Source organism: Streptosporangium sp. NPDC002721 (assembly GCF_042888905.1).
Classification (GTDB): Bacteria; Actinomycetota; Actinomycetes; order Streptosporangiales; family Streptosporangiaceae; genus Streptosporangium.
The window spans coordinates 215,631-236,366 of record NZ_JBIAQI010000016.1 but is presented as its reverse complement, the minus strand read 5'-3'; the positions used below and the strand labels follow the sequence as shown (position 1 = coordinate 236,366).

The window sequence follows — 20,736 nt, the reverse complement described above, 5'->3', positions numbered from 1 at the left end:
GTCGTGAAGATGCGGAAACGTGGAGATGTGAGGTCCCATGAGCGTCGTCCAGCCCGTCCCCGACCCGCGGGCGGCGCTCGCCGAGCCGACCCGCAGGGTGGGACCCCGGTGGGTGATCGGCATCTCGCTGGCCAACCTGGTGCTCTGGATGGCCTATTTCGGGCCGCTGCAGGTGCTGTTGCCCTCGCAGGTGGCGTCGATCGACCCGGCGGGCAAGGAGGAGTCGCTGGCGCTGGTGACCGGGGTGGGGGCCGCCGTCGCGATGCTGCTCAACCCCGTCGCCGGAGCGCTGTCCGACCGTACGGCCGGAAGGTTCGGGCGCAGGCACCCGTGGTCGCTGGGCGGGGCGCTGGTCGGTGCCGGGGCGCTGGTCCTGCTGGCCGGGCAGGGCTCGATCCTCGGCGTGACGGCCGGATGGTGTCTCGCGCAGGCGGGGCTCAACGCGATGCAGGCCGCGCTCGGTGCCGGGGTGCCCGACCACGTCCCGGTCGGCCAGCGGGGTGAGGTCTCGGGCTGGATCGGGATCCCCCAGTCGCTGGGGGTGGTGTTCGCCGTGGTGCTGGTCACCATGGTCGCCACCACCACCGAATCCGGATATTTCCTGATAGCGGCGCTGGTCCCGCTCGGCGTGCTCCCCTTCGTTCTCACCACCCACGACCCCCGCCTCACGGCCAGGCCGCCCTTCGAGCTCCGGGCCTTCCTGAGAGGGTTCTGGATCAGCCCCCGCAGCCACCCCGACTTCTTCTGGGCCTGGCTGACGCGCTTCCTGATGCAGCTGGGCAACGCCGTCGCCACGCTCTACCTGCTCTACTTCCTCGCCGACGCGGTCGGCTACGAGCGGCTCTTCCCCGGCGAGAAGGCCGAGGACGGCCTGCTCGTGCTGATCCTGATCTACACCGCCACCGTCGTGCTCACCACCGTCGTCGCGGGTGTCGTCTCCGACAGGCTCGGCCGCCGCAGGGCGCTCGTCACGGTCTCCGGCCTGGTCAGCGTGGTCCCCGCGGTGATGCTCGCGTTCTGGCCCCAGTGGCCGGTGGCGATGGCCGGTGCCGCGATCATGGGGGTCGGCTTCGGCATCTATCTCTCGGTCGACAACGCTCTCGTCACCCAGGTCCTGCCCGCCGCCGAGGGGCGCGCCAAGGACCTCGGCGTCATCAACATCGCCAACTCCGGCCCCCAGGTGCTCGGCCCCGCCATCGCCGGTCCCATCGTCGCGGGGCTCGGCGGCTATCCCGTCCTCTACCTGACCTCGGCCGCCCTCGTCCTCCTGGGCGCCGTCCTCGTCTGGAGGATCCGCTCGGTTCCCTGAGACTGCGCGCAGGCTCAGGGAAGCGGCGTTCGTCCGGCGGAAAGACCGGTGAAGGTATGAGGTCCCTCGTACCGGTGTGGCGTCCTTCACTCAGGGTTGTATCCATGCCACTCCCGATCCGGTAGGTGACCTTCCGGTTGCTGCGGGTGATGGAACCCTTCGGGTATGGCAGTGGTAGCTCCCCGGCCCGTCCTGGGAATCGTGCTTCTGATCTTCGTCAGCGCCGCGTGGGGATCGGCTTTCCCGCTGATGAAGGACCTCATCGTCCGCATGCCCGTGGCGGACCTCCTCACCGAGCGGTACGGCATCGCCACCCTCGTACTGCTCGCGCTGCGCCCGGGAAGCCTGCGGGGGCTGTCGGAGAGCACCTGGCTCACCGGCATCCTGCTCGGCCTGCTGTTCGGCGTGGGCCAGACGGCCCAGGCGGTCTCGCTGCACGATCTGCCCTCGTCGGTCTCGGGGTTCACGGTCGGCTCGTACGTGGTGATCACCCCGGTTCTCGGGCTGCTCCTGCTCGGGGCGAGGACCCCGGCCCGCGTCTGGGCGGCCGTGGCGCTGGCGATGGCCGCGATGACCGCGTTCACCCTGCTGAGGGGCTCGGCGGAGGGAGAGGTCGCCCTGCCCGCGCTGGTCGCCACCCTGTCGTCGGCGATCCTGTACGCGGCGCACACGCTGGTGCTCGGCAACTCCGCGGAGGCGCGGCAGAACGCCTACGCGGTCACGGTGATCCAGCTCGGCACCATCGCCGCCATGACGGGGGTCCTCGCCGCGCCGGACGGCCTCACCCTGCCCTCCGCGCCGGGTGACTGGGTGATCCTCGGCCACCTGTCGATCGTGGCCTGCGCCCTGGGGTTCCTGGCCCGCTCCTGGGGCCAGGTCCACGTCCCGCCGGTGCCCGCCGCGGTGATCCTGTCGACCCAGCCGCTCTGGGTGACCGCACTCGCCGTGGGGATGTACGGGGAGCCGCTCACCGTGGGCGTGTACCTCGGCGGGGGGCTGATCGCGCTGGCCATGCTCCTGGTCGTACTGCCCAAGGGGCTGTTCAGCTCAGTTCGGCGGGGGAGAGACCCAGTTCCGCCGCCGCGGCCGTCCGGATGAACTCGATCATCCGCACCCGCGAGAGGACCCGCCGGTGGACCGTCACCTGCGTGGACAGGCCGTCGATGAGGGACATGACCCGCCAGGTCGCCCCCTCGGGGTCCGCGCAGGTGAATATCCCCGCCGCCACGCCGTCGTCGATGATCGCGCGGAGCGTGTCCTTCCAGCGCATGTCGATCCTGCGAGACATCTCCTCGAGCTCGGCGTTGCGCATCGACTCCGCCCAGGCGTCGATCCACAGGGCCCACGACTTGGACCTCCCGCTGGGCGGATAGAACTTGAGCAGGGCCCGCAGCCGGTCGAGGGGGGAGCCGCCGGACTCCTCCACCTTGACGAGCGCGTCCAGGTCGAGCTGGGCGGCGTAGGCGAAGGCCTGGGCGAACAGCTTCTCCTTGGTCTCGAAATGGTAGAAGAGCAGCGCCTGGCTGACACCGGCCGCCTGGGCGATGTCCGCGGTCCGCGTGTGACCGAACCCCTGGGTCGCGATGACATCGCAGGCGGTCCGGAGCAGATCTTCACGACGTAATCGCCCAAATCCCCTTGCCACAAGGGAACACTAGCGGGTCATGGTGTTCGGTCAGGGGCAGGGGGCGGAGGTCGGCGACCGCACCCAGGGCCCGCGCCCCGCGAGGGGTCGCCGTCCGGTACGGGGTGGCGGGGGAAACGGCGGGCGGGAGTCAAGGTCAGGGGGCGAACGGGGTGGGGCCGGGGACCCCGGCGTCGCGTGCCCCGCTGCGTCGTCACTTTCGTCACCGCCGTCACCGCCGTCACCGTCGTCCGGGGTTAGAAGGGGATCCATTCGGTGGAGGTGGTGACCTCGTCGAGGACGGCGGGGATGGGGTCGACGCCGATGCCCGGGGTGGCGGGGACGTTCAGGTGGCCGTCGTGGAGTTCGAAGGGCGGGGTGAGGTCGGTGGTGTAGTAGCGGCGGGAGGCGGAGGTGTCGCCGGGCAGGGTGAAGCCGGGCAGGGCAGCCAGGGCGAGGTTGGCGGCCCTGCCGATGCCGGTCTCCAGCATGCCGCCGCACCAGACGGCCAGGCCGTGGGCGCGGGCGAGGTCGTGGATGCGCCGCGCCTCCAGATAGCCGCCGACGCGGCCGGGTTTGATGTTGACGATGGAGCAGGCGCCCAGGGTGATGGCGGCGGCGGCGTCCTGGGCGGACTCGATGGACTCGTCCAGGCAGATGGGGGTGGTGATCCTCTCGGCGAGTCTGGCGTGCTGCAGGAGGTCGTCGTGGGCGAGGGGCTGTTCGATGAGCAGCAGGTCCAGGGGGTCGAGCTTGGCCAGGTGGGGGGCGTCGGTGAGGGTGTAGGCGGCGTTGGCGTCGACCTGCAGCAGCAGGCCGGGGCCGAAGTGCTCACGCACGGCGCGGGTGGGGGCCAGGTCCCAGCCGGGGGCGATCTTGAGTTTGACGCGCCGGTATCCCTCGTCCAGGTAGCCGGTGACGGCCTCCAGGAGTTCGGGGACGGAGTTCATGATGCCGACCGAGACACCGGCGGGGACGCGGTCGACGGCCGCGCCGAGGTAGGTGGCCAGGGACTGGCCGGACGTGCGCAGCTGGGCGTCCAGGACGGCGGTCTCCAGGGCTGCCTTGGCCATGCGGTGGCCCTTGAAGGGGTGCAGGGCGCGGCCCACGCCATGGGCGTCGGTGTGGGCGGGCAGGGCGGGGACGAGGAAGCGGCGCAGCACGTCGGCGGCGGCGTCGACGTACTCGGGGGAGTAGAGCGGGTCGGACATCGCCACGCACTCGCCCCAGCCCTCGGCGTCGGGGGTGACGACGCGCACCAGCAGCACGTCGCGTTCGGTCTCGGTGCCGAAGGAGGTGCGAAACGGGGTGACGAGCGGCATGGCCACCCGCCGCAACTCGATACCGGTGATCCTCACGCGTCTCTCTTTCCTACGTCGTACGAGATCCCGTCACGCCGGGTCCTGTCATGCCGAGCTGTGTCATGCCGAGCTCCGTCACGTCGGGCTCTGGCGCGCTGGGTCTCGTCATGCCGGTCGCCGTGGTTTTCGGGGGCGCCGGGGGTTTCGCCGTCGTGCCGGGTTTCCCCGTTGTGCATGATTTCGGTATCGCGTCGGGTGCTGTCGCGCGGGGTGTCGCTTTCGTGCCGGGCGCCGTCGTCGTGCGGGGTCCCGGTGTCGTGCCGGTCCGGCTCCCCCGCGGGGTGGAGCCCGTCTCGGGGGCGTCGCTCCACGACGTAGCCCGCCTCGCGGTCGAACCCGGTCACCCGGGCTCCCTCCTCCAGCAGGCCGCCCAGCACCTCGCGTACGGCCACCCGCCACGCCCCGGCCGCCCGGGGGTCGGCGCGCCGCAGCGCCTCGACGTCCCGGGGCACGGCGACCAGCACGGTCGATGCCCCACCGGCCCCACCGGCCCCACCGGCCCCACCGGCCCCGGCCGTCTCGGCGGGCCCCCGCACCGGTCCGCCGTCCCGCTCGTCCAGCCAGACCGCCGCGTCGGCCGGGATCACCGTCCGGTGCGGCTCGCCCCGGACGGCGGCCAGGACGTGCGGCTCGGTCAGGTGCCAGACGGCCAGCACCCGGTCCGACTCGTCCCCGGCGTTGATCGCGTCGCTCATCGCGCCGTAGAAGGACGGCAGGTACTCCTCCGGGCGGGCTCCCAGCTTGGCCAGGTTGAAGTGCGCGTTGCGCCGTACCAGCGGATCGTAGGTCCAGGTGATCCGATCCAGCCCGCGCTCCAGGGCCCAGGCCCGCTGGTGCAGCTTCAGCGCGAACCCGATCCCGCGCCCGGCCAGGGCGCCGGTGACGTGCGAGTGCAGCACCTGCCCGGCCGGAGCGCCCAGGAAGCCGACCGACGCCCCCACCAGCCTCCCGTCCTCGTACGCTCCCGCCACGTAGTTGCCCGCGTGCGACAGCGCCCGCATCATCTCCACCGTGACCGGAGGGTTGGCGGGGTCGGGATTCCAGATCCCGTCGAACAACCGCAGGACGTCCTCGAACTCGCCGATCCCGGCCAGTTCCACGACGAGCACCCCGCGGCCGTAGGAATCACCCGTCATCCGCCCCCGTCCCCTCTGGACGCTCTGCCCGGCCGCCCGTCGTCCGCCGTTCCGTTTCTCTCCGGGACGTGTCGCTCGATGTCCGGGCCGCCCGTACCGGCCGGGATCGTCATCGGGTCCCCCTCCGGTGGTGCCCCTCGCCGGGCTCGCTCAAGCGGGCCTGCCCAGCTGGGCGCGGAACAGCCGGTGCACGTTCCCTCCGATGATCTTCACGATCTCCTCGTCGGCGAAGCCGTGCTTGAGCAGGGCGTCGGTGACCAGGGGCAGCCCGCTCGGGCCCGACAGCCCCGGCAGGGCCGCGAAGGGGTCGACGCCGTAGTCCATCTCGCAGCACGGGGGAGTCACGTCGTGCATGACCTCGCGGACGAAGTCGGGGCCGAGCCCCACGTGGTCGATGCCGCCCACGCTCGCGACGTGCGCGATGTGGTCCACCAGCCGGTCCACGGTGTACTCGGCCGGATCCTCCGACAGGAAGGCCGCCAGGAAGTTGACGCACACCACGCCGCCGGTCGCGGTGACCGCGCGGATCTGGTCGTCGGTGAGGTTGCGGTGGTGGTCGCGCAGCGCGCGGGCCGAGGAGTGGGTGGCCATCACCGGCCGGGACGCCAGCTCCAGCACGTGCTCCACCCCGGAGGCGCCCAGGTGGGAGATGTCGAAGATCATGCCGAGCCGTTCCATCTCCCGTAGCGTCTCCACCCCCGCCGCGGTGAGCCTGCTGCCGGTGGCGTCCTCGCCGCTGCCGTCGGCCAGCGCCGTACGGCCCCAGTGCGCGATCGAGGCGACCCGCACCCCGAGCCGGTACAGCGTCGGCACCAGCTCGACGGCGGCGTCCAGGCCCGGCATGCTCTCCATCGCCAGGACCAGGGCGATCCTGCCCTCGGCGAGCGCCTCGTCGACCTGCGCGCCGTCCAGGCAGAGGCGTACGGCGTCGGCGTTGCCCTCGGCCAGCACGTGCGCGCACTCGATCATGCGCAGGGTCTGCCGGAGCGCGCCCTCGGGACGGTACTGGTCGTCGATGAAGACCGGCAGGACCTGGAGGTTCACCCCTCCCTCGCGCAGCTGGGGCAGCCAGCGGTCCCGGAAGAAGGAGGCCCACCGGTGCGGGGGCCTGGCGGTGACGGCCATCAGCAGGTCGTTGTGGGTATCGGCGACCACGGAGTCGCTGTGGAGGTCGGCGGACACGGCTGGCCCTTCTGCGCGGACGGCTCTCGTTCGCCACGACCGTACCGGCACCCGGCCCGCCTCGCGCTTCCGTGCCTTCGTACTTCGTACTTCGTACGAGGACGTGGGACGTCCGGGCGGTGGACGGGGTCAGCGCGCGAAGTGGAAGGCCTCCGGGCGCGGGGCCCTGGTGATGCGGCGGTAGGCGCTCGCGCTGCCCGGCCAGTTGCCGGTCACCCGGCCCGCCGCGTTCTTGTACCAGCTCGTGCAGCCCGCCTGCCAGACCATGCCCTCCATGGCCTTGTCGACGCTCTGCCGCCAGGTGGCCATCGCCTCCGGCCGTACCTCCATCGGCCCGCGCGAGGTCAGGTGCGCCAGGCAGCCCATGATGTAGCGGACCTGGCATTCGAGCATGAAGACGATCGAGTTGTGGCCGAGGTTGGTGTTGGGGCCGTAGAGCATGAACAGGTTGGGGAAGCGCGGCACGGCGATGCCCAGGTACGCCTCCGCGCCGTCCTTCCACTCCTCGGCCAGGTGTCGTCCCTCGCGCCCGGTGACCTCGATGGAGGACAGGAAACCGGAGGTCTCGAAGCCGGTCGCGTAGACGATCACATCCGCCTCGCGGAGTCCGGCGGCGGTCTCCACGCCCTCGGGGAGGATCTGGACGATCCGGTCGGTGACGACGTCCACGTCGGGGCGGGTCAGCGCGGGATAGAAGCCGCTGTCGACGACGACCCGCTTGCAGCCGAGCGGGTAGTCGGGGGTCAGCTTGGCCCGCAGCAGCGGGTCGGGGACCTGGGCGCGCAGGTGTTCGAGGGCGTGCTTGGGCAGCAGGTCCTTGGTCCAGCCCCCGGCCAGGGCCGGGTAGAGGGTGTGCTCCGCGTACCGGTAGCTCCACTCGCGGTAGACGCGCTGCAGGAACGGCACGAGGCGGAAGGCCGTCCGCATGCGGGGGCCGAAGGCGGCCTCGGGCTTGGGGATCACCCAGTTGGGGGTCCGCTGGAAGACGTCCAGATGCCCGGCGACCTCGGCCACCTTCGGGATGAACTGCGCCGCCGAGGACCCGTTCCCGATCACGGCCACCCGCCTGCCCGCCAGGTCGACGGAGTGGTCCCAGCGCGCGGAGTGGAAGGACGCGCCGTCGAACGCCGACATTCCCGGGATGTCGGGCAGCTGGGGCCGGTTGAGCTGTCCCACGGCCGACACCACCACGTCGAACAACTCCTCCTCGTCCGCCGTGCGGACCCGCCATTTGCCCAGCGACTCGTCGAAGGTGGCGGAGGTGACCGCGGTGTTCAGCCGGAGGTGGGGACGCAGGCCGTACTTGTCGGCGCACCCCTCCAGGTAGCTCAGGATCTCCGGCTGCGCGGCGTAGCGGCGTGTCCAGCTGGAGTATCTCTCGAAGGAGAAGGAGTAGAGATGCGAGGGGATGTCGCAGCCCGCCCCCGGATAGGTGTTGTCGCGCCAGGTCCCCCCGACGTTGTCACCCTTCTCGAAGATCGTGTACGAGCGGACGCCGGCCTTCTCCAGCTGGATGGCCATGCACAGTCCGCCGAATCCGGCACCGATGATCGCGACATTCGGCCTCATGGCACGCCCTCCGGGTGTCAGTGTCCACTTACGCTAGGCGATCCGCCCGCGCCGGGGAAGCCGCGGGGGCAATCACTGGGGAAATCACCGGAAAGCCGCGGCGGGAATCACCGGCAAGCGACGGCGGGGACCACCGGAAAACGACGGCCGGGATCACCCGAAAGCGACGGAGGGAATCACCGGCAAGCGACCGTGACGGGTCGTCCGGGACGGGCCGATAGTCTGCGCACGTGCCTACGCTTGCCGACATCGTCACAGAGCTGGAGTCCCGCTACGACCCGCGATGGGCGGAGTCGTGGGACGCCGTCGGGCTCGTCTGCGGGGATCCCTCCGCCGAGGTGCGCCGGATCCTGTTCGCGGTCGACCCGGTGGCCGCCGTCGCCGAGGAGGCCCTCGACTGGGGTGCCGACCTCGTCGTCACCCATCATCCGCTCTACCTGCGCGGTACCACGAGTGTCGCGGCCACCACCTTCAAGGGCCGCCTGGTCCACACGCTGATCAAGAACGACATCGGGCTCTTCACCGCCCACACCAACGCCGACGTCGCCGACCCCGGCGTCTCCGACGCGCTCGCCCGCGCCGTCGGCCTGACCGGCCCGCTCGTCCCCCTCAGTCCCTCCGCCGACGACCCCCGGCGCGGCCTGGGCCGCGTCGGCTCGCTGGCCGCCCCCGTCCCCCTCGCCGAGTTCGCCCGGCGGGCCGCCCGGGGGCTGCCCGCCACGGCGGGCGGCCTGCGGGTCGCCGGAGACCCCGGCCGCCACGTCCAGCGGATCGCGGTCAGCGGGGGATCGGGAGACTCCCTCCTCGCAACGGCCCGCGCCGCCGGGGTGGACGTCTTCCTCACCGCCGACCTGCGCCACCACCCGGCCAGCGAGTTCATGGAGGCCTCGGACGGCCCCGCGCTGATCGACGCGGCCCACTGGGCCACCGAATGGCCCTGGCTCGCCGACGCGGCGTATCATCTCGCGTCCGCGTCGGCCGCGAAGGGGATTACTGTTGAGACGCGCGTATCCGAGACGGTCACGGACGCCTGGAACACAACAGCAAAGTGCGAGGATTTCACGTGAAAGCAGCCCCTGCGGCCCAGAAGCGTCTGCTTGACCTGGCCGAACTCGACTCCGCCATCGACCGGCTGGCCCATCGCCGCCGCACCCTGCCCGAGCTGGCACAGATCGACGAGCTCTCCGGGCGTATCGCCCGCATCGCCACCCAGGTGATCGCCGCCGAGACCGAGTCGGGCGACCTCGCCCGCGAGCAGACCAAGGCCGAGGCCGACGTCGACTCGGTCCGCACCCGCGCCGAGCGCGACCAGAAGCGCCTCGACTCCGGACAGGTGTCCTCTCCCAAGGACCTGGCCAGCCTCCAGTCCGAGATCGTCTCCCTGAAGCGCAGGCAGGGCGATCTGGAGGAGGTCGTGCTGGAGATCATGGAGCGCCGCGAGGCGGCCGACGCGCAGGTCACCAAGCTCGTGTCCGAGCGCGACGAGCTCGCGGGCACCCGCGGCACCGCAGAGGACCGCAGGGACGCGGCCTTCGCCGAGATCGACAAGGAGAAGGACGAGCTCCAGGGCAAGCGCGCCGGAGTCGCCGAGGACATCCCGGCCGACCTGCTCACCCTCTACGGCAAGCTCAAGGAGCAGTCCGGGGTGGGCGCCGCGATGCTCCAGGGAGCCCGCTGCCTCGGCTGCCGTACGAGCCTGTCCATCGCCGAGATCAACCGCATCAAGGCGGCCTCCCACGACGAGGTCATCCGCTGCGAGGAGTGCCGCCGGATCCTCGTCCGTACCGCCGAGTCCGGTCTGTGAGCCCTGTGACCTCCGCGACCTCTGTGACCTCGTACGTCATCGAGGCCGACGGCGGGTCGCGGGGCAACCCGGGCCCGGCCGGCTACGGCGCCGTGGTCAAGGACGCCGCCGACGGCCAGGTGCTGGTCGAGACCGCCGCGTCGATCGGCACCCAGACCAACAACGTCGCCGAGTACCGCGGGCTCATCGCGGGCCTGACCTCCCTCCTCGACCTCGCGGGCGACGGCGCGAAGGTCGAGGTCCGGATGGACTCCAAGCTGGTCGTCGAGCAGATGGCCGGCCGCTGGAAGGTCAAGAACGAGGGCCTGCGCCCGCTCGCCCTGGAGGCCGCGGCCCTCGCCAGGCGCCTGAAGGTGACCTGGCGCTGGATCCCTCGCGAGAGGAACAAGGACGCCGACCGCCTGGCCAACGAGGCCATGGACGCCGCCGCCAAGGGCCGCCCCTGGACCCTTTCGGGCTCCTCGGTTCCAGAAGCACCCGGCGGCAGGGCTTCGGGCGGCGGTGCCTCCGGAACAGGTACTTCCGGAACCAGAGCCTCGGGAAGCCGTACCTCCGGAACCGGGACCTCGGAAAGAGGCACTCCCAAGAGCGGTCCCCCCGCCACCCCCACCGCTCCCGCCGAGGACCTCCTCCTCTTCGACACCGACAACTTCGACACCGGCGCCCCCGGGGTCGGCGGGGTCGGCGGGGTCGATGGGGTCGATGGCTCCGACGGTGAAGGGGACGGCAGCGGAACCGGTACGCGTGAGGGAGCGGCCCGGACCGCCACCCCGACGAGTCCGGGCACCGGCTGGCGCGCACCCACCTCCGTCGCGACCTCGCTGTACCTGCTCCGGCACGGTGAGACGCCCCTGTCCGTCGAGCGCAGGTTCTCCGGGCTCGGTGACCCCGAGCTCACGCCCAACGGCGTCGCCCAGGCCGAGGCCGCGGCGGCCAAACTGGCCGCGAAGCCGTACGGCATCCAGGTGATCGTCAGCTCGCCGCTCAGGCGCGCCCGTGCCACCGCGGAGATCGTCGCGGCCAGGGCCGGGCTTGAGGTCCTCGTCGAGGAAGGGCTGCGGGAGACCGACTTCGGAGACTGGGAAGGCCACACGTTCACGGAGATCCAGCGTCGCTGGCCCGACGAGCTCGCCGCGTGGCTGGCGGACCCGTCCGCCGCGCCGCCGGGTGGGGAGAGTTTCGGGGAGGCGGCGCGGCGGGTCCAGGCGACCGGGGACATGCTGGTCGAGCGTTACGAGGGCAAGACGGTCCTCGCCGTCTCCCACGTCACGCCGATCAAGATGCTGCTGCGGTTCGCGCTGCTCGCTCCCCTCGGCGCGCTGTACCGCATGCATCTCGACCTGTCAGCCCTGTCCCTGATCGAGTACTACGCCGACGGTCCCGCGGTGGTGAAGGCGTTCAACGACACCTCGCACCTGCGCTGAACCGGCGGTCTCACGTCCACGACAGACCTCGGCCGCCGAGGCGGTGAAGCACCCGTACGCCACCGCACCCCTCGCCACGGCGTGCGGGGGCGGTCGTCCCACCGGTCGTCGGTGCTCTCATCGTTTCTCCCGGTGCTCGTCCGTCGTGTCGCGCTTGATCCATATTTCAGCGCGGACGACTTGCCGCTCGGTTGGAGTCCACTTGGGAACCGTTAGGCTTGGAACACGGCGGACGAGCCGGCCGGGCGGCCGCGTCGGGTCTCTTCTGAGACCCGCCGAGGAAGGTCCGGGCTCCACAGAGCAGGGTGGTCGGTAACGCCGACCCGGGGTGACCCGCGGGAAAGTGCCACAGAGAACAGACCGCCTCGTCGCGAGACGAGGTAAGGGTGAAACGGTGGTGTAAGAGACCACCAGCGCCCACGGTGACGTGGGCGGCTCGGTAAACCCCACCCGGAGCAAGGTCAAGAAGGGGCGCTCCCCGGAGCGTCCCGCGCGCGACGCCTGAGGGCTGCTCGCCCGAGCCGCGCGGGTAGACCGCTTGAGGCCGCCGGCAACGTCGGCCCTAGATGGATGGTCGCCTCTTCACGCAAGTGAAGAACAAAACCCGGCCTACAGGCCGACTCGTCCGCCCTATTCTCTTCTGACCTACCGTGAAGCCCTCCATAGGTCGCCGAGATTCCCGGCCCACGCAGTCGTGAGGTCGGCCACGTTCTCGCGTGCGCCTGGTACCTGGTCCGGCCACGCGACGTGTCACGCCGAAGCGGTCGGTGTCGGCCTTCTTCTCCGAGATTGCGCTTGTGCTGCTCGCCCTTCTCGTTCCGGTAGCGGACCCGTCGGCGCACCCTCTGTCCGTGTCCGCCGGTCGTGGCCGGTTCGAATCGCGCCGGGGCTCGTGCCGCGGAGACGGCGAGAACCTGTGAGGCGTTGACTTTGTCGCAAGCTTTGACGCACTATGTTGCTACAAAACTTGCGACAAAGGAGGCGTCATGACCCGCGATCCGTTGCCGGACGCCGGTCCGCCGGTGCGTGAGGCCGATCTGCAGCGGGCGGGCGAGTGGCTGGCCCGGCGCGACCTGGCCGGTGCCCGGCCGACCTCGCTGCTGGCCAGCCGGCTGGCGGTCCGCAGACGCGCCCGCCTCGCCACTCTGGTCGTCCCGGGCGTGCTGATCATCGCGAGCGCGCTCGCCGCCAGGTCCGCCTTCGGCGGCCTGCCGCCGGATCGCCCGCTGTCGCAGCTGGTCCTCGCGGCGCTGGTGGTCGGGCTGCTGCTGGCGCAGTCGCTGCTCGACCGGTGGGTGCGGCGCGTCGACCGGCGGGCGGGCGCGACGCTGTCTCGCAGGGCCGCCCACTTGTCCCAGCCCGGCTGGCGGGCCCTGCTCGGCCGGTCGTACGCCGTCTTCGTGGCGGTCACGTTCGCCGGTGCGATGGTGCTGGCCGGCAGCGCGCTGGCCGTTCCCGACCCCACCGTGCGGCAGCTGGCCGTCGTGCTGCTGATCGGCCTGCTCGGCGTGACGGCCATCACCGCCATGCAGCTGCACCACCTGCTACGGCGCCCGGTCGTGGCACAGGACGAGGAGTCGCTCACCGCCGACGTCATCATGCGCGTCGAGGACGCCCGCGACCGCACCATGCCGAACATGCAGTTGGCATTGCCCATGGTGCTGCTGTTCGGCACCGCGCCCGGCTGGTGGAGCGTGGCCGCGGTCGCCTACCTGCTCCTGGTCCCGGTCGGGTTCGTCGTCCTTCAGTCCAGGATGCCGCCGAGTGTGACGGTGGCCCGGCGGGTCATGAGCGTCTGATGATCGTCATCGACGCGGCCTCGCCGGTGCCGCCGTTCGAGCAGCTGCGCGCCCAGCTCGCCCGGCAGATCCAGGAGCGCACGCTGGCCGTGGGCGCCCGGCTGCCGACCATCCGCCACCTGGCGGCCGACCTCGGCCTGGCCGTCAACACGGTCGGCCGGGCCTACCGGGAGCTGGAGGAGGCGGGGCTGATCGAGACACGCGGCCGGGCGGGCTCGTTCGTGTCGGCCGCCGGCGAGGAGGGCCTGGAGCGGGCCCGCCGGGCCGCCGCCGACTACGCGGTCGTGATCGCCAGTCTCGGCATCGACCCGGGCGAGGCGATCCGCATCGTGCAGGCGGCCCTGACCTCCGGCGCGACGGCACCGGCCTCGTCATGACCGCGACCCGGCCTCGTCATGACCGCGACCCGGCCGCGCCCTGGCCTCGCCATGACCGCCACCCGGCCGCGTCCCGGCCGCGAAGGTCACGTCACCGGGCACCCGGCCGTGCCTCCCGGCACGTGTTCGAAGTGTCGGACGCTTTGGAAATCTCGCACCGACTCCGCGGTGATCTCGATCTCGGTGTGGCTCACGCAAGGCGACAGCGACCGGACGGCGACCGCCCGTTCCGGTTGCCGGAGAGGAAACCGGCTCGTGAAAGGCGCGGGAGTCCGACCGGCTCGCGTACCCGGCGGTGCCGATTTCACAGTCATCGAGAAAGCAGTCGTTCCTTTCGAAAGGGGTACCAGTGCGATTAAGTCTGCGATCAGGCCTGACATTGTTCGTCGCCGTGGCGACGGTGGCCACCCTGGCGGTGAGCGCGCCCACGTCGGCCGGGGCCCGGATCGGCACGCCGGAGCCGGCGGTGGCCGAGACCGGGGGAGTCGCCGCTCCCGTCTGGGGTGAGTGCCCGCCGGTGGAGTCCGGCATCAGGCGCGACCCACGCCAGCAGTGCGGGACCCTGCGGGTGCCGCTGGACTACCGCGCCCCGCGCGGGCGGAGCATCGAGATCGAGATCTCCCGGATCAGTACGGCGCGCCCCGGGGTGCGCCGCGGGATCCTGCTGTCCAACCCGGGCGGCCCGGGCGGCAGGGGCCTGGACCTGCCCAGCCAGCTGGCGGTCGTCCTGCCGCCGGAGGTCCTGGACCAGTACGACCTGATCGGGTTCGACCCGCGAGGGATCGGCCACAGCACCCCGGTCACCTGCGGGATCGACGATCCCATGAGGGAGTTCACGCGGGTGCTGCCCTACCCGGCGCCGGACGGCGGCATCGAGCGCAACCTCGCCTTCGCACGGGACACCGCGGCCGCGTGCGCCGAGCATTCCGGCGATCTGCTCCCGTTCATCACCACGGCCAACACGGCCCGGGACGTGGACCGCATCAGGGCCGCGCTCGGTGAGCCGAAACTGTCCTACTTCGGCATCTCCTACGGCACCTACCTGGGAGCCGTCTACATCTCGCTGTTCCCGGGACGCGGCGATCGGATCGTGCTGGACAGCGCAGCCGATCCGAACCGGGTGTGGCGGGACATGTGGCGGACCTGGAACCAGGCGGTCGCCGAGCGCCTGCCCGACTTCCTCGCCTTCGCGGCCGAGCGGGACGCCGTCTACCACCTCGGCGCGACACCTGAGGAGGTACGGCGCACCTACGACCGGCTGACCGCGACCTTCGACCGGCAACCCGTGCCGAACCCCGGCGGCCCTCCGCTCGACGGCAACGCCCTGCGCGAGATCACCCGGTCGGGGCTCTACTTCGACGGCTACTTCCCCTCCATAGCCGAGGTGTGGCGGGAGTTCGCGGACGCCGCCTCGGGAGCCACCCTGGACCCCGCCGTCCTGGCGCGACCGGGTCGGCCGGGCTCCGCCGGCAGGGCCGGCGACGGTGACACCGCGAGGACGGGGATACCGGTGGACAACCAGGTCGCCGCGCTCTACGCGGTGATCTGCGACGACGCGGCCTGGCCGCGCAGCGTGGCGTTGCACGCCAGGCAGGTCGCGGCCGACCGGCGGGCGTGGCCGGTGACGGCGGGCATGCCGTCGAACCTCTGGCCGTGTGTGGCCTGGCACAGCCGGCCGGTGGAGCCGCCGGTGCCGGTCACCGATCGCGGGCCGCGCAACGTGCTGATCGTGCAGAACACCCGCGACCCCTCCACGTCCCTGGTGAGCGCGCGCGGCCTGCGCGGCACGCTCGGGCGGCGGGCAGTCATGATCACGGTTGACCAGGGCGGCCACGGCGTCATCGGGCTGGGCAGTTGCGCCGACGAGGCGATGGCCGTCTTCCTCGCCACCGGGGAACTGCCCGGGCGGGACCGCTTCTGCCCGGCCCCGTCGCGGGCCACCGCCCGCTCCACGCCCTCGCTGTACATAACCCCGGCGGGGCCGCTGTAGGGCCGTCGCCCCTGGACCGCCGTACGCCGGTGGATCGGAGGGGCGAGCACGGGACCTCGCCGGCGCGGGTGCCGAGAGCGCCCTGAGACGGCGGAGGGGGCCCGGAGAAGCGGTCCGGACGGCGTCCGCCGGCGGATCCGGCAGTGCCTGAACGTGTCTCGCGTTCAGGCACTGCTGCTCGCTTCTCAAGGGATCCGGCCGAGGGCACACCGCGTTTGCGGGCGGTGGTGGGCGACGCCGGACGCCACCCGTCGAAGCGGTGCGGGGACAGTCACGGCCGGCCCCCGCCCGCTTCTGACGGCGAGCGGTCCCCGCGCCACGTTCGCCACGTGGCGGCGGACTGACCGGGACGTCACCCCAGGTGGGCCGGCAGCCCGAAGAGCGGGAACAGGCGGGTGGTGTCGAGGAAGTTGTCGACGGCCACGATCCGTCCCGCTGAGATCTCCAGCACGACCAGCGCCCACGGGTCGTGCCCGGAGCCGTCGGCGCGGGGGCGGTACTGCCCGAACGCCGGCATGCCGTTGGCCACCACCGGCACCAGGCGCGAGCCGCGGCAGCCGCTGCCCGTACCGGCCATCCAGGCGGAGATGTCGTCGTGGCCGCGCAGCCACAGCGGCAACGGCGGCATCGACAGCGTCGCGTCGTCGTGCAGCAGCGTCGTCAACGCCTTGAGGTCGTACTCCTCGAACGCCTTCACGTAGCGCGTGAGCAGTGCCCGCTGCTCGTCGTCCAGCGGATCGTAGACGTCGGCGGTGGTGTCGGCGGTGGCGATGGTGGCCCGGGCCCGTTGGAGCGCGCTGTTGACGCCGGGTACCGAGGTGCCGAGCAGGTCGGCCACCTCCCGGGCCGACCAGGCCAGCACCTCCCGCAGGATCAGCACGGCCCGCTGCCGGGGCGGCAGGTGCTGCAGCGCGGCGACGAACGCCAGCCGGATCGACTCGCGCTCGACGACCACGTTGGCCGGGTCGGTACCCTCGGGCAGCACGCGGCCGTCCGGGACCGGGCCCACCCAGACCTGGTCGGGACGCGGCTCGCCCGGGTCGGTGGCACGACCGGACCCGGCCGGGCCGAGATCCATGGGCCGGACCCGCAGCTGGGTGCCGGCGAGCATGTTCAGGCAGACGTTCGTCGCGATCCGGTACAGCCAGGAGCGCAGCGTCGAACGCCCTTCGAACCGGTCGAAACCCCGCCAGGCGCGGACCAGGGTGTCCTGTACGGCGTCCTCGGCCTCGAAGGCGGACCCCAGCATGCGGTAGCAGTGGCCGGTCAGTTCGGGCCGGTACGCCTCCAGCCGCGACTCGATCGATTCGCTGGTCGCCGCGTCGTTCACCCTGACGAACCTAGCGGAGCATCCCTCGTCGGCGACATCGGGTCCTCGGGGTTCCCGGGTTCTCGGGTTCTCGGGTTCTCGGGGTTCCCGGGGTCTTCGGGGTCCTCGGGGTTTTCGACGGACGAGGTGGCGGCCCGTCCTCGGCCCCCGTTCACCTTCTGGCAGGGGGCGCCCTCACGTCCGTCAAGGATGCTCACCCCGCCGTCGGCCGTACCTCGCCGTCGGGCGAGCCCTGCCGTCGGCCGAGCCTCGCTGGGTGTCTCATGATGTGGCCGCCTCCGGGCGTGCTCGAAAAGTCGTCCCGCCGGCGATGAGTTCCCGGTGCCCGTCCGGTCTGTATGGGTGTCAAGCCGACCGGGAAGTACGACGAGGAGTCATCATGACCGCCACGGAGTGGACCGCCGAAAGCGCCGGTTCCGGGCAGTACGCCGACGTCAACGGAATCAACCTGTACTACGAGACGTACGGGACGGGACACCCGATGATCCTGTTGCACGGAGGTCTCGGCTCGGGTGAGATGTTCGGGCCGATCCTTCCCACCCTGGCCGGCCACCACCGGGTCATCGTCGTCGACCTGCAGGGGCACGGCCGGACCGCCGACGTCGACCGGCCGCTCGACGTCCGGCTGATGGCCGGCGACATCGCCGCGCTCGTCGACCACCTCGGCCTGAGCAAGCCGGACGTGGTCGGCTACTCCCTCGGCGGCGGGGTGGCGCTCCAGGTCGCGATCAACCATCCGGAGAAGGTGGGGCGCCTGGTCACGGTCTCGGCGAACATCAGCCGCGAGGCCACCTACCCGGAGCTGCTCCAGCAGCAGGGGCAGATGAGCGGGGCGGCGGCCGAATACATGAAGGACACCCCGATGTACGAGCTCTACCAGCGGGTGGCGCCTCGTCCCGAGGACTTCCCGCGGCTGCTCGACAAGATCGGCGAGGCGATGGCGAAGGACTTCGACTTCTCCGAGGAGGTTCGCGGCCTCCAGGTGCCGACGCTCGTGGTCGCCGCCGACGCCGACATGGCACCGCCGAGCCACTACGTCGAGGTCTTCAAGCTCCTCGACGGCGGCCTGCGCGACGGCGGCTGGACGGGCGAGGCCCGGCTCGAAGGCGGTCACGCCCTGGCGATCCTGCCCGGCCTCACGCATTACGACATCTTCCTGTCCCCGCTTCTCGCGGCGGCCACCCTCGCCTTCCTAGATCGGGAGAGCTGAGCCGGTTCACCCCGCCCGGCGGCCTCACAGGGGCGGCCGCCGGGCGGGGTGCCGTCCATCACATGCTCGACGATCAGGTCGCTGCCGGCCTCGGCGAGCGCGGGCAGGCAACGGTGGAACCCGGCGAAGGTTCAGCCGGTCCGGCCGACGGGTCCCCGCCCGTCCCCGCGTTTCGCGTACTCCGGTGGGCAGGCGGATGATAAGCGCAGGCCAGGGCGTTCTATGGGGGCTATGCGCCGTCGGAGGGGCGGCCTTTCCTCACTGATCCACATGCAGACTCACGGGAGGCAGCGTGTCCACGTATCGAGTTCATCACTCAGGTGGTTCGCAAGGTGGACGCGCGGGGACCGGAGGTCTGCGGTGGGAGCTGCTCGGATCGGTCCGGGCGTGGCGCGGGGAGGCCGAGGTCGATCTCGGCGCGCCCCAGCAGCGTGCGCTCGTCGGCGTCCTGCTGCTGCGCGAGGGGGCGGTGACGTCGCAGGACCAGTTGATCTCGGCGATCTGGGGCGAGGAGCCGCCGCCCGCCGCGGCGGGGATGATCCGGTCCTACGTCTCGCGGCTTCGCAGGGTCCTGGGGGACGGTACGGCGGCCGTGGTGATCGAGTCCGTGGCCGGTGGTTACGCGTTGCCGGTGACGGCCGGGACCCTCGATCTCGCCGACTTCCAGCGGAGGGTCAGGTCCGCTCACGACGCCCGGCGGGCCGGTGACCACGAGACGGAGGCGGCCGAGCTGCGTGCCGCCCTCGACCTCTGGAAAGGCACCCCGCTGGCCGGCGTACCGGGTGGATACGCCGACAACGAGCGCACCCGGTTGATCGAGCTGTGGTACGCGGCGATCGAGGACCTGGCCGCCGCCGACCTGCGGCTGGGGCGGCACGCGGAGGCCGGGGCGTCGCTGGCGTCGCTGGTGATCGAGCAGCCTCTGCGGGAACGGGCACGCGAGCTGCTGATGCTGGCGCTGTACCGGGCGGGACGGAAGGCGGACGCGCTCGCGCTGTTCCAGGAGACGCAGAAGTTGCTCACCGACGAACTGGGGCTCGATCCGGGACCGGAGCTGCGGGAGATGCAGCGGCGGATCCTGGCCTCGGACCCCTCGCTGGCCGCGCCGGGGCCGGCCGGGCCTGCGGTGACCGAGCCAACGGCGGTGGCCGGGATACGGCACGGTGGGGCCGAGACGATCGAGGCTCCCAAATCACTGCCGCCCGATCTGCCGGAGTTCGTCGGAAGGTCCGGCGAGGTGCGCCGGCTGGCCGGGATGCTGGAGGCTTCCGACACGCAGGTGCCGGTGGTCGGCATCGCCGGGCTTCCCGGCATCGGCAAGACCACCCTCGCGGTCCACCTGGGGCACAGGCTGGCCGGCGAGTTCCCGGACGGCCAGTTCTTCATCGACCTGGGCGCGCCGGGGGACCCCCTCGCGGCCCTGCTGCGCGCGGCCGGGGTCGCCGTACCACCGGAGTCCTCCGGCGAGCGTGCCGCGCTCTGGCGGTCGCTGACCATCGGCCGCCGGTCGCTGGTGGTGCTGGACGACGCGCGCGACGTGGACCAGGTACGGCCGCTCCTGCCCGGTCCGGGCGGGGCCGCGGTCGTCATAACCGCCCAGCGGCGGCTGTTCGGGCTGTCCCACGCGCGCTGGACCAAGCTCGACCCGTTCTCGGAGGCGGAGGCGCGCGCGCTGCTGGAGCGGACGCTGGGCGCGGAGCGGATCGAGGCGGAGCCGGGCGAACTCCGTCGCCTGTACGAGCTCACCGCGGGCCTGCCGCAGGTGGTCCACGCGGCAGGGGCCCGCCTGGCGTCGCGGCCGGACTGGAGCCTGGCGACCGCGGTGAGGAGGCTGGGAGTCCGCGGCCACGACCCCGAGTGGGGGTTCGAGGAGTGCGGGATGATCGAGGGCAGGTACGAGTCCACGGTGCGCGACCTGCCCCGGAAGCAGGCCCGGGCGCTCCGGCTGCTGGCCGTGCCGCGGGCCGCCGACCTCTCGCTGGCCGCGGCGGCGGCCGTGCTCGATCTGGCGCCGCACCAGGCCGAGAGCCTGCTGGAGTCGCTCGCCGATCTTCACCTCGTGGAGACCGCCGGCGAGCGCTACCGCTTCCACAACCCGATCCGCGAGTACGCCCGCGCCCGGGCGTGGCACGAGGAGGGGGAGGCCGCCTGCCACGCCGCGCTGGCCAGGTTGGCGAGGTTCTACGCGGCCACGCTGCGCGACGCCCTGCTGGCCACCGGACCCGGCCGTGTCGTCGGAGGTCCGCTTACCGGTCCCGGTCGTGCTGTCGGAGACCCGGTCGTCGGTTCCCGTCGTGCCGTCGGAGGTCTGGCCGTCGATTCCCGTCGCGCCGCCGAGGGCACCACGCCGGCCGGGCCGGAGTTCGGCAGCGCCGAGGCGGCCCGCGCCTGGATGCGGGACGAGGAGGAGAACCTGCTGGAGATCGCCTCGCAGGCCGCCGGGATCGGCGACGCGCCGGCACGGTGGCTGGCCGACATGATCGGGCAGGCGGGCATAGGAGAGCTCCACGGCCGTCCGGCGAGGTAGGCACGCCTCCCTGGGTCGCGTCTTCCCTCCGGTGCGTCTTCCCTGGTGAGAGGGGTCGGCCGGCGCTGCACAAAACGTGAACAAAAAATTTACG

Annotated in this window: 16 protein-coding genes and 1 other RNA gene; 11 read left to right on the top strand and 6 right to left on the bottom strand. The window is 71.9% G+C overall.

Features of this window, described 5'->3' with window-relative positions; translation table 11 throughout:
• Nucleotides 1-37 precede the first annotated feature (37 nt).
• Both ACFYWM_RS24210 and ACFYWM_RS24205 read left to right on the top strand, forming a co-directional pair.
• Nucleotides 38-1,309: an MFS transporter gene (locus ACFYWM_RS24210; protein ID WP_389917706.1), complete on the top strand. Its 1,272-nt coding sequence runs from the start codon at nucleotides 38-40 to the stop codon at nucleotides 1,307-1,309.
• 165 nt (nucleotides 1,310-1,474) lie between these two features.
• Nucleotides 1,475-2,407, top strand: coding sequence for a DMT family transporter (locus ACFYWM_RS24205; protein ID WP_389917705.1), 933 nt, complete (start codon nucleotides 1,475-1,477; stop codon nucleotides 2,405-2,407).
• On the opposite strand, the gene ACFYWM_RS24200 is transcribed toward ACFYWM_RS24205, so the two are convergent.
• The 5 genes from ACFYWM_RS24200 to ACFYWM_RS24180 form a co-directional block, all read right to left on the bottom strand.
• Nucleotides 2,352-2,954: a TetR/AcrR family transcriptional regulator gene (locus tag ACFYWM_RS24200; protein ID WP_389917704.1), complete on the bottom strand. Its 603-nt coding sequence runs from the start codon at nucleotides 2,952-2,954 to the stop codon at nucleotides 2,352-2,354. The two genes, ACFYWM_RS24205 and ACFYWM_RS24200, sit on opposite strands and share 56 nt — an antisense overlap.
• Nucleotides 2,955-3,190: 236 nt before the next feature.
• Nucleotides 3,191-4,291 (bottom strand): o-succinylbenzoate synthase, encoded by a 1,101-nt coding sequence (gene menC, locus ACFYWM_RS24195; protein WP_389917703.1) that lies wholly within the window; start codon nucleotides 4,289-4,291, stop codon nucleotides 3,191-3,193.
• Nucleotides 4,288-5,430, bottom strand: a complete 1,143-nt coding sequence (locus ACFYWM_RS24190; protein ID WP_389917702.1) for a hypothetical protein — start codon at nucleotides 5,428-5,430, stop codon at nucleotides 4,288-4,290. Before ACFYWM_RS24190 ends, menC begins: the two co-directional genes overlap by 4 nt.
• A gap of 150 nt (nucleotides 5,431-5,580) precedes the next feature.
• Nucleotides 5,581-6,612 carry a dipeptidase gene (locus tag ACFYWM_RS24185; RefSeq protein WP_389917701.1) on the bottom strand — a complete coding sequence of 344 codons (1,032 nt, stop codon included), beginning with the start codon at nucleotides 6,610-6,612 and terminating at the stop codon, nucleotides 5,581-5,583.
• 129 nt (nucleotides 6,613-6,741) lie between these two features.
• Nucleotides 6,742-8,181 carry a flavin-containing monooxygenase gene (locus ACFYWM_RS24180; RefSeq protein WP_389917700.1) on the bottom strand — a complete coding sequence of 480 codons (1,440 nt, stop codon included), beginning with the start codon at nucleotides 8,179-8,181 and terminating at the stop codon, nucleotides 6,742-6,744.
• Nucleotides 8,182-8,411: 230 nt separating this feature from the next.
• On the opposite strand from ACFYWM_RS24180, the gene ACFYWM_RS24175 reads away from it, so the two are divergent.
• The 7 genes from ACFYWM_RS24175 (at nucleotide 8,412) to ACFYWM_RS24145 (ending at nucleotide 15,575) form a co-directional block, all read left to right on the top strand.
• Nucleotides 8,412-9,248 carry a Nif3-like dinuclear metal center hexameric protein gene (locus ACFYWM_RS24175; RefSeq protein WP_389917699.1) on the top strand — a complete coding sequence of 279 codons (837 nt, stop codon included), beginning with the start codon at nucleotides 8,412-8,414 and terminating at the stop codon, nucleotides 9,246-9,248.
• Complete coding sequence (locus ACFYWM_RS24170) at nucleotides 9,245-9,985, top strand: zinc ribbon domain-containing protein (RefSeq protein WP_389917698.1); 741 nt, start codon at nucleotides 9,245-9,247, stop codon at nucleotides 9,983-9,985. Before ACFYWM_RS24175 ends, ACFYWM_RS24170 begins: the two co-directional genes overlap by 4 nt.
• A gap of 23 nt (nucleotides 9,986-10,008) precedes the next feature.
• Nucleotides 10,009-11,409 carry a bifunctional RNase H/acid phosphatase gene (locus ACFYWM_RS24165; RefSeq protein WP_389917727.1) on the top strand — a complete coding sequence of 467 codons (1,401 nt, stop codon included), beginning with the start codon at nucleotides 10,009-10,011 and terminating at the stop codon, nucleotides 11,407-11,409.
• Between the two features lie 233 nt (nucleotides 11,410-11,642).
• An RNA gene (gene rnpB, locus ACFYWM_RS24160) (RNase P RNA component class A) lies at nucleotides 11,643-12,037 on the top strand.
• Between the two features lie 358 nt (nucleotides 12,038-12,395).
• Entirely contained in the window at nucleotides 12,396-13,208 is an 813-nt protein-coding gene (locus ACFYWM_RS24155) for a hypothetical protein (protein WP_389917697.1), read from the top strand.
• Nucleotides 13,208-13,585 (top strand): GntR family transcriptional regulator, encoded by a 378-nt coding sequence (locus ACFYWM_RS24150; protein ID WP_389917696.1) that lies wholly within the window; start codon nucleotides 13,208-13,210, stop codon nucleotides 13,583-13,585. The genes ACFYWM_RS24155 and ACFYWM_RS24150 overlap by 1 nt, the downstream gene beginning before the upstream one ends.
• 349 nt (nucleotides 13,586-13,934) lie before the next feature.
• On the top strand, nucleotides 13,935-15,575 hold the full coding sequence (locus ACFYWM_RS24145; RefSeq protein ID WP_389917695.1) for an alpha/beta hydrolase: 1,641 nt from the start codon (nucleotides 13,935-13,937) through the stop codon (nucleotides 15,573-15,575).
• Nucleotides 15,576-15,927: 352 nt separating this feature from the next.
• Here ACFYWM_RS24145 and ACFYWM_RS24140 read toward each other — a convergent pair whose 3' ends face one another.
• The gene (locus ACFYWM_RS24140) at nucleotides 15,928-16,905 is read right to left on the bottom strand and encodes a sigma-70 family RNA polymerase sigma factor (RefSeq protein WP_389917694.1); all 978 of its coding nucleotides are present in this window, start codon (nucleotides 16,903-16,905) and stop codon (nucleotides 15,928-15,930) included.
• Nucleotides 16,906-17,284: 379 nt separating this feature from the next.
• Here ACFYWM_RS24140 and ACFYWM_RS24135 point away from each other — a divergent pair, with 379 nt between their 5' ends.
• Nucleotides 17,285-18,115, top strand: coding sequence for an alpha/beta fold hydrolase (locus ACFYWM_RS24135; RefSeq protein ID WP_389917693.1), 831 nt, complete (start codon nucleotides 17,285-17,287; stop codon nucleotides 18,113-18,115).
• Nucleotides 18,116-18,407: 292 nt separating this feature from the next.
• Nucleotides 18,408-20,642 carry a BTAD domain-containing putative transcriptional regulator gene (locus tag ACFYWM_RS24130; protein ID WP_389917692.1) on the top strand — a complete coding sequence of 745 codons (2,235 nt, stop codon included), beginning with the start codon at nucleotides 18,408-18,410 and terminating at the stop codon, nucleotides 20,640-20,642.
• Nucleotides 20,643-20,736: the final 94 nt, after the last annotated feature.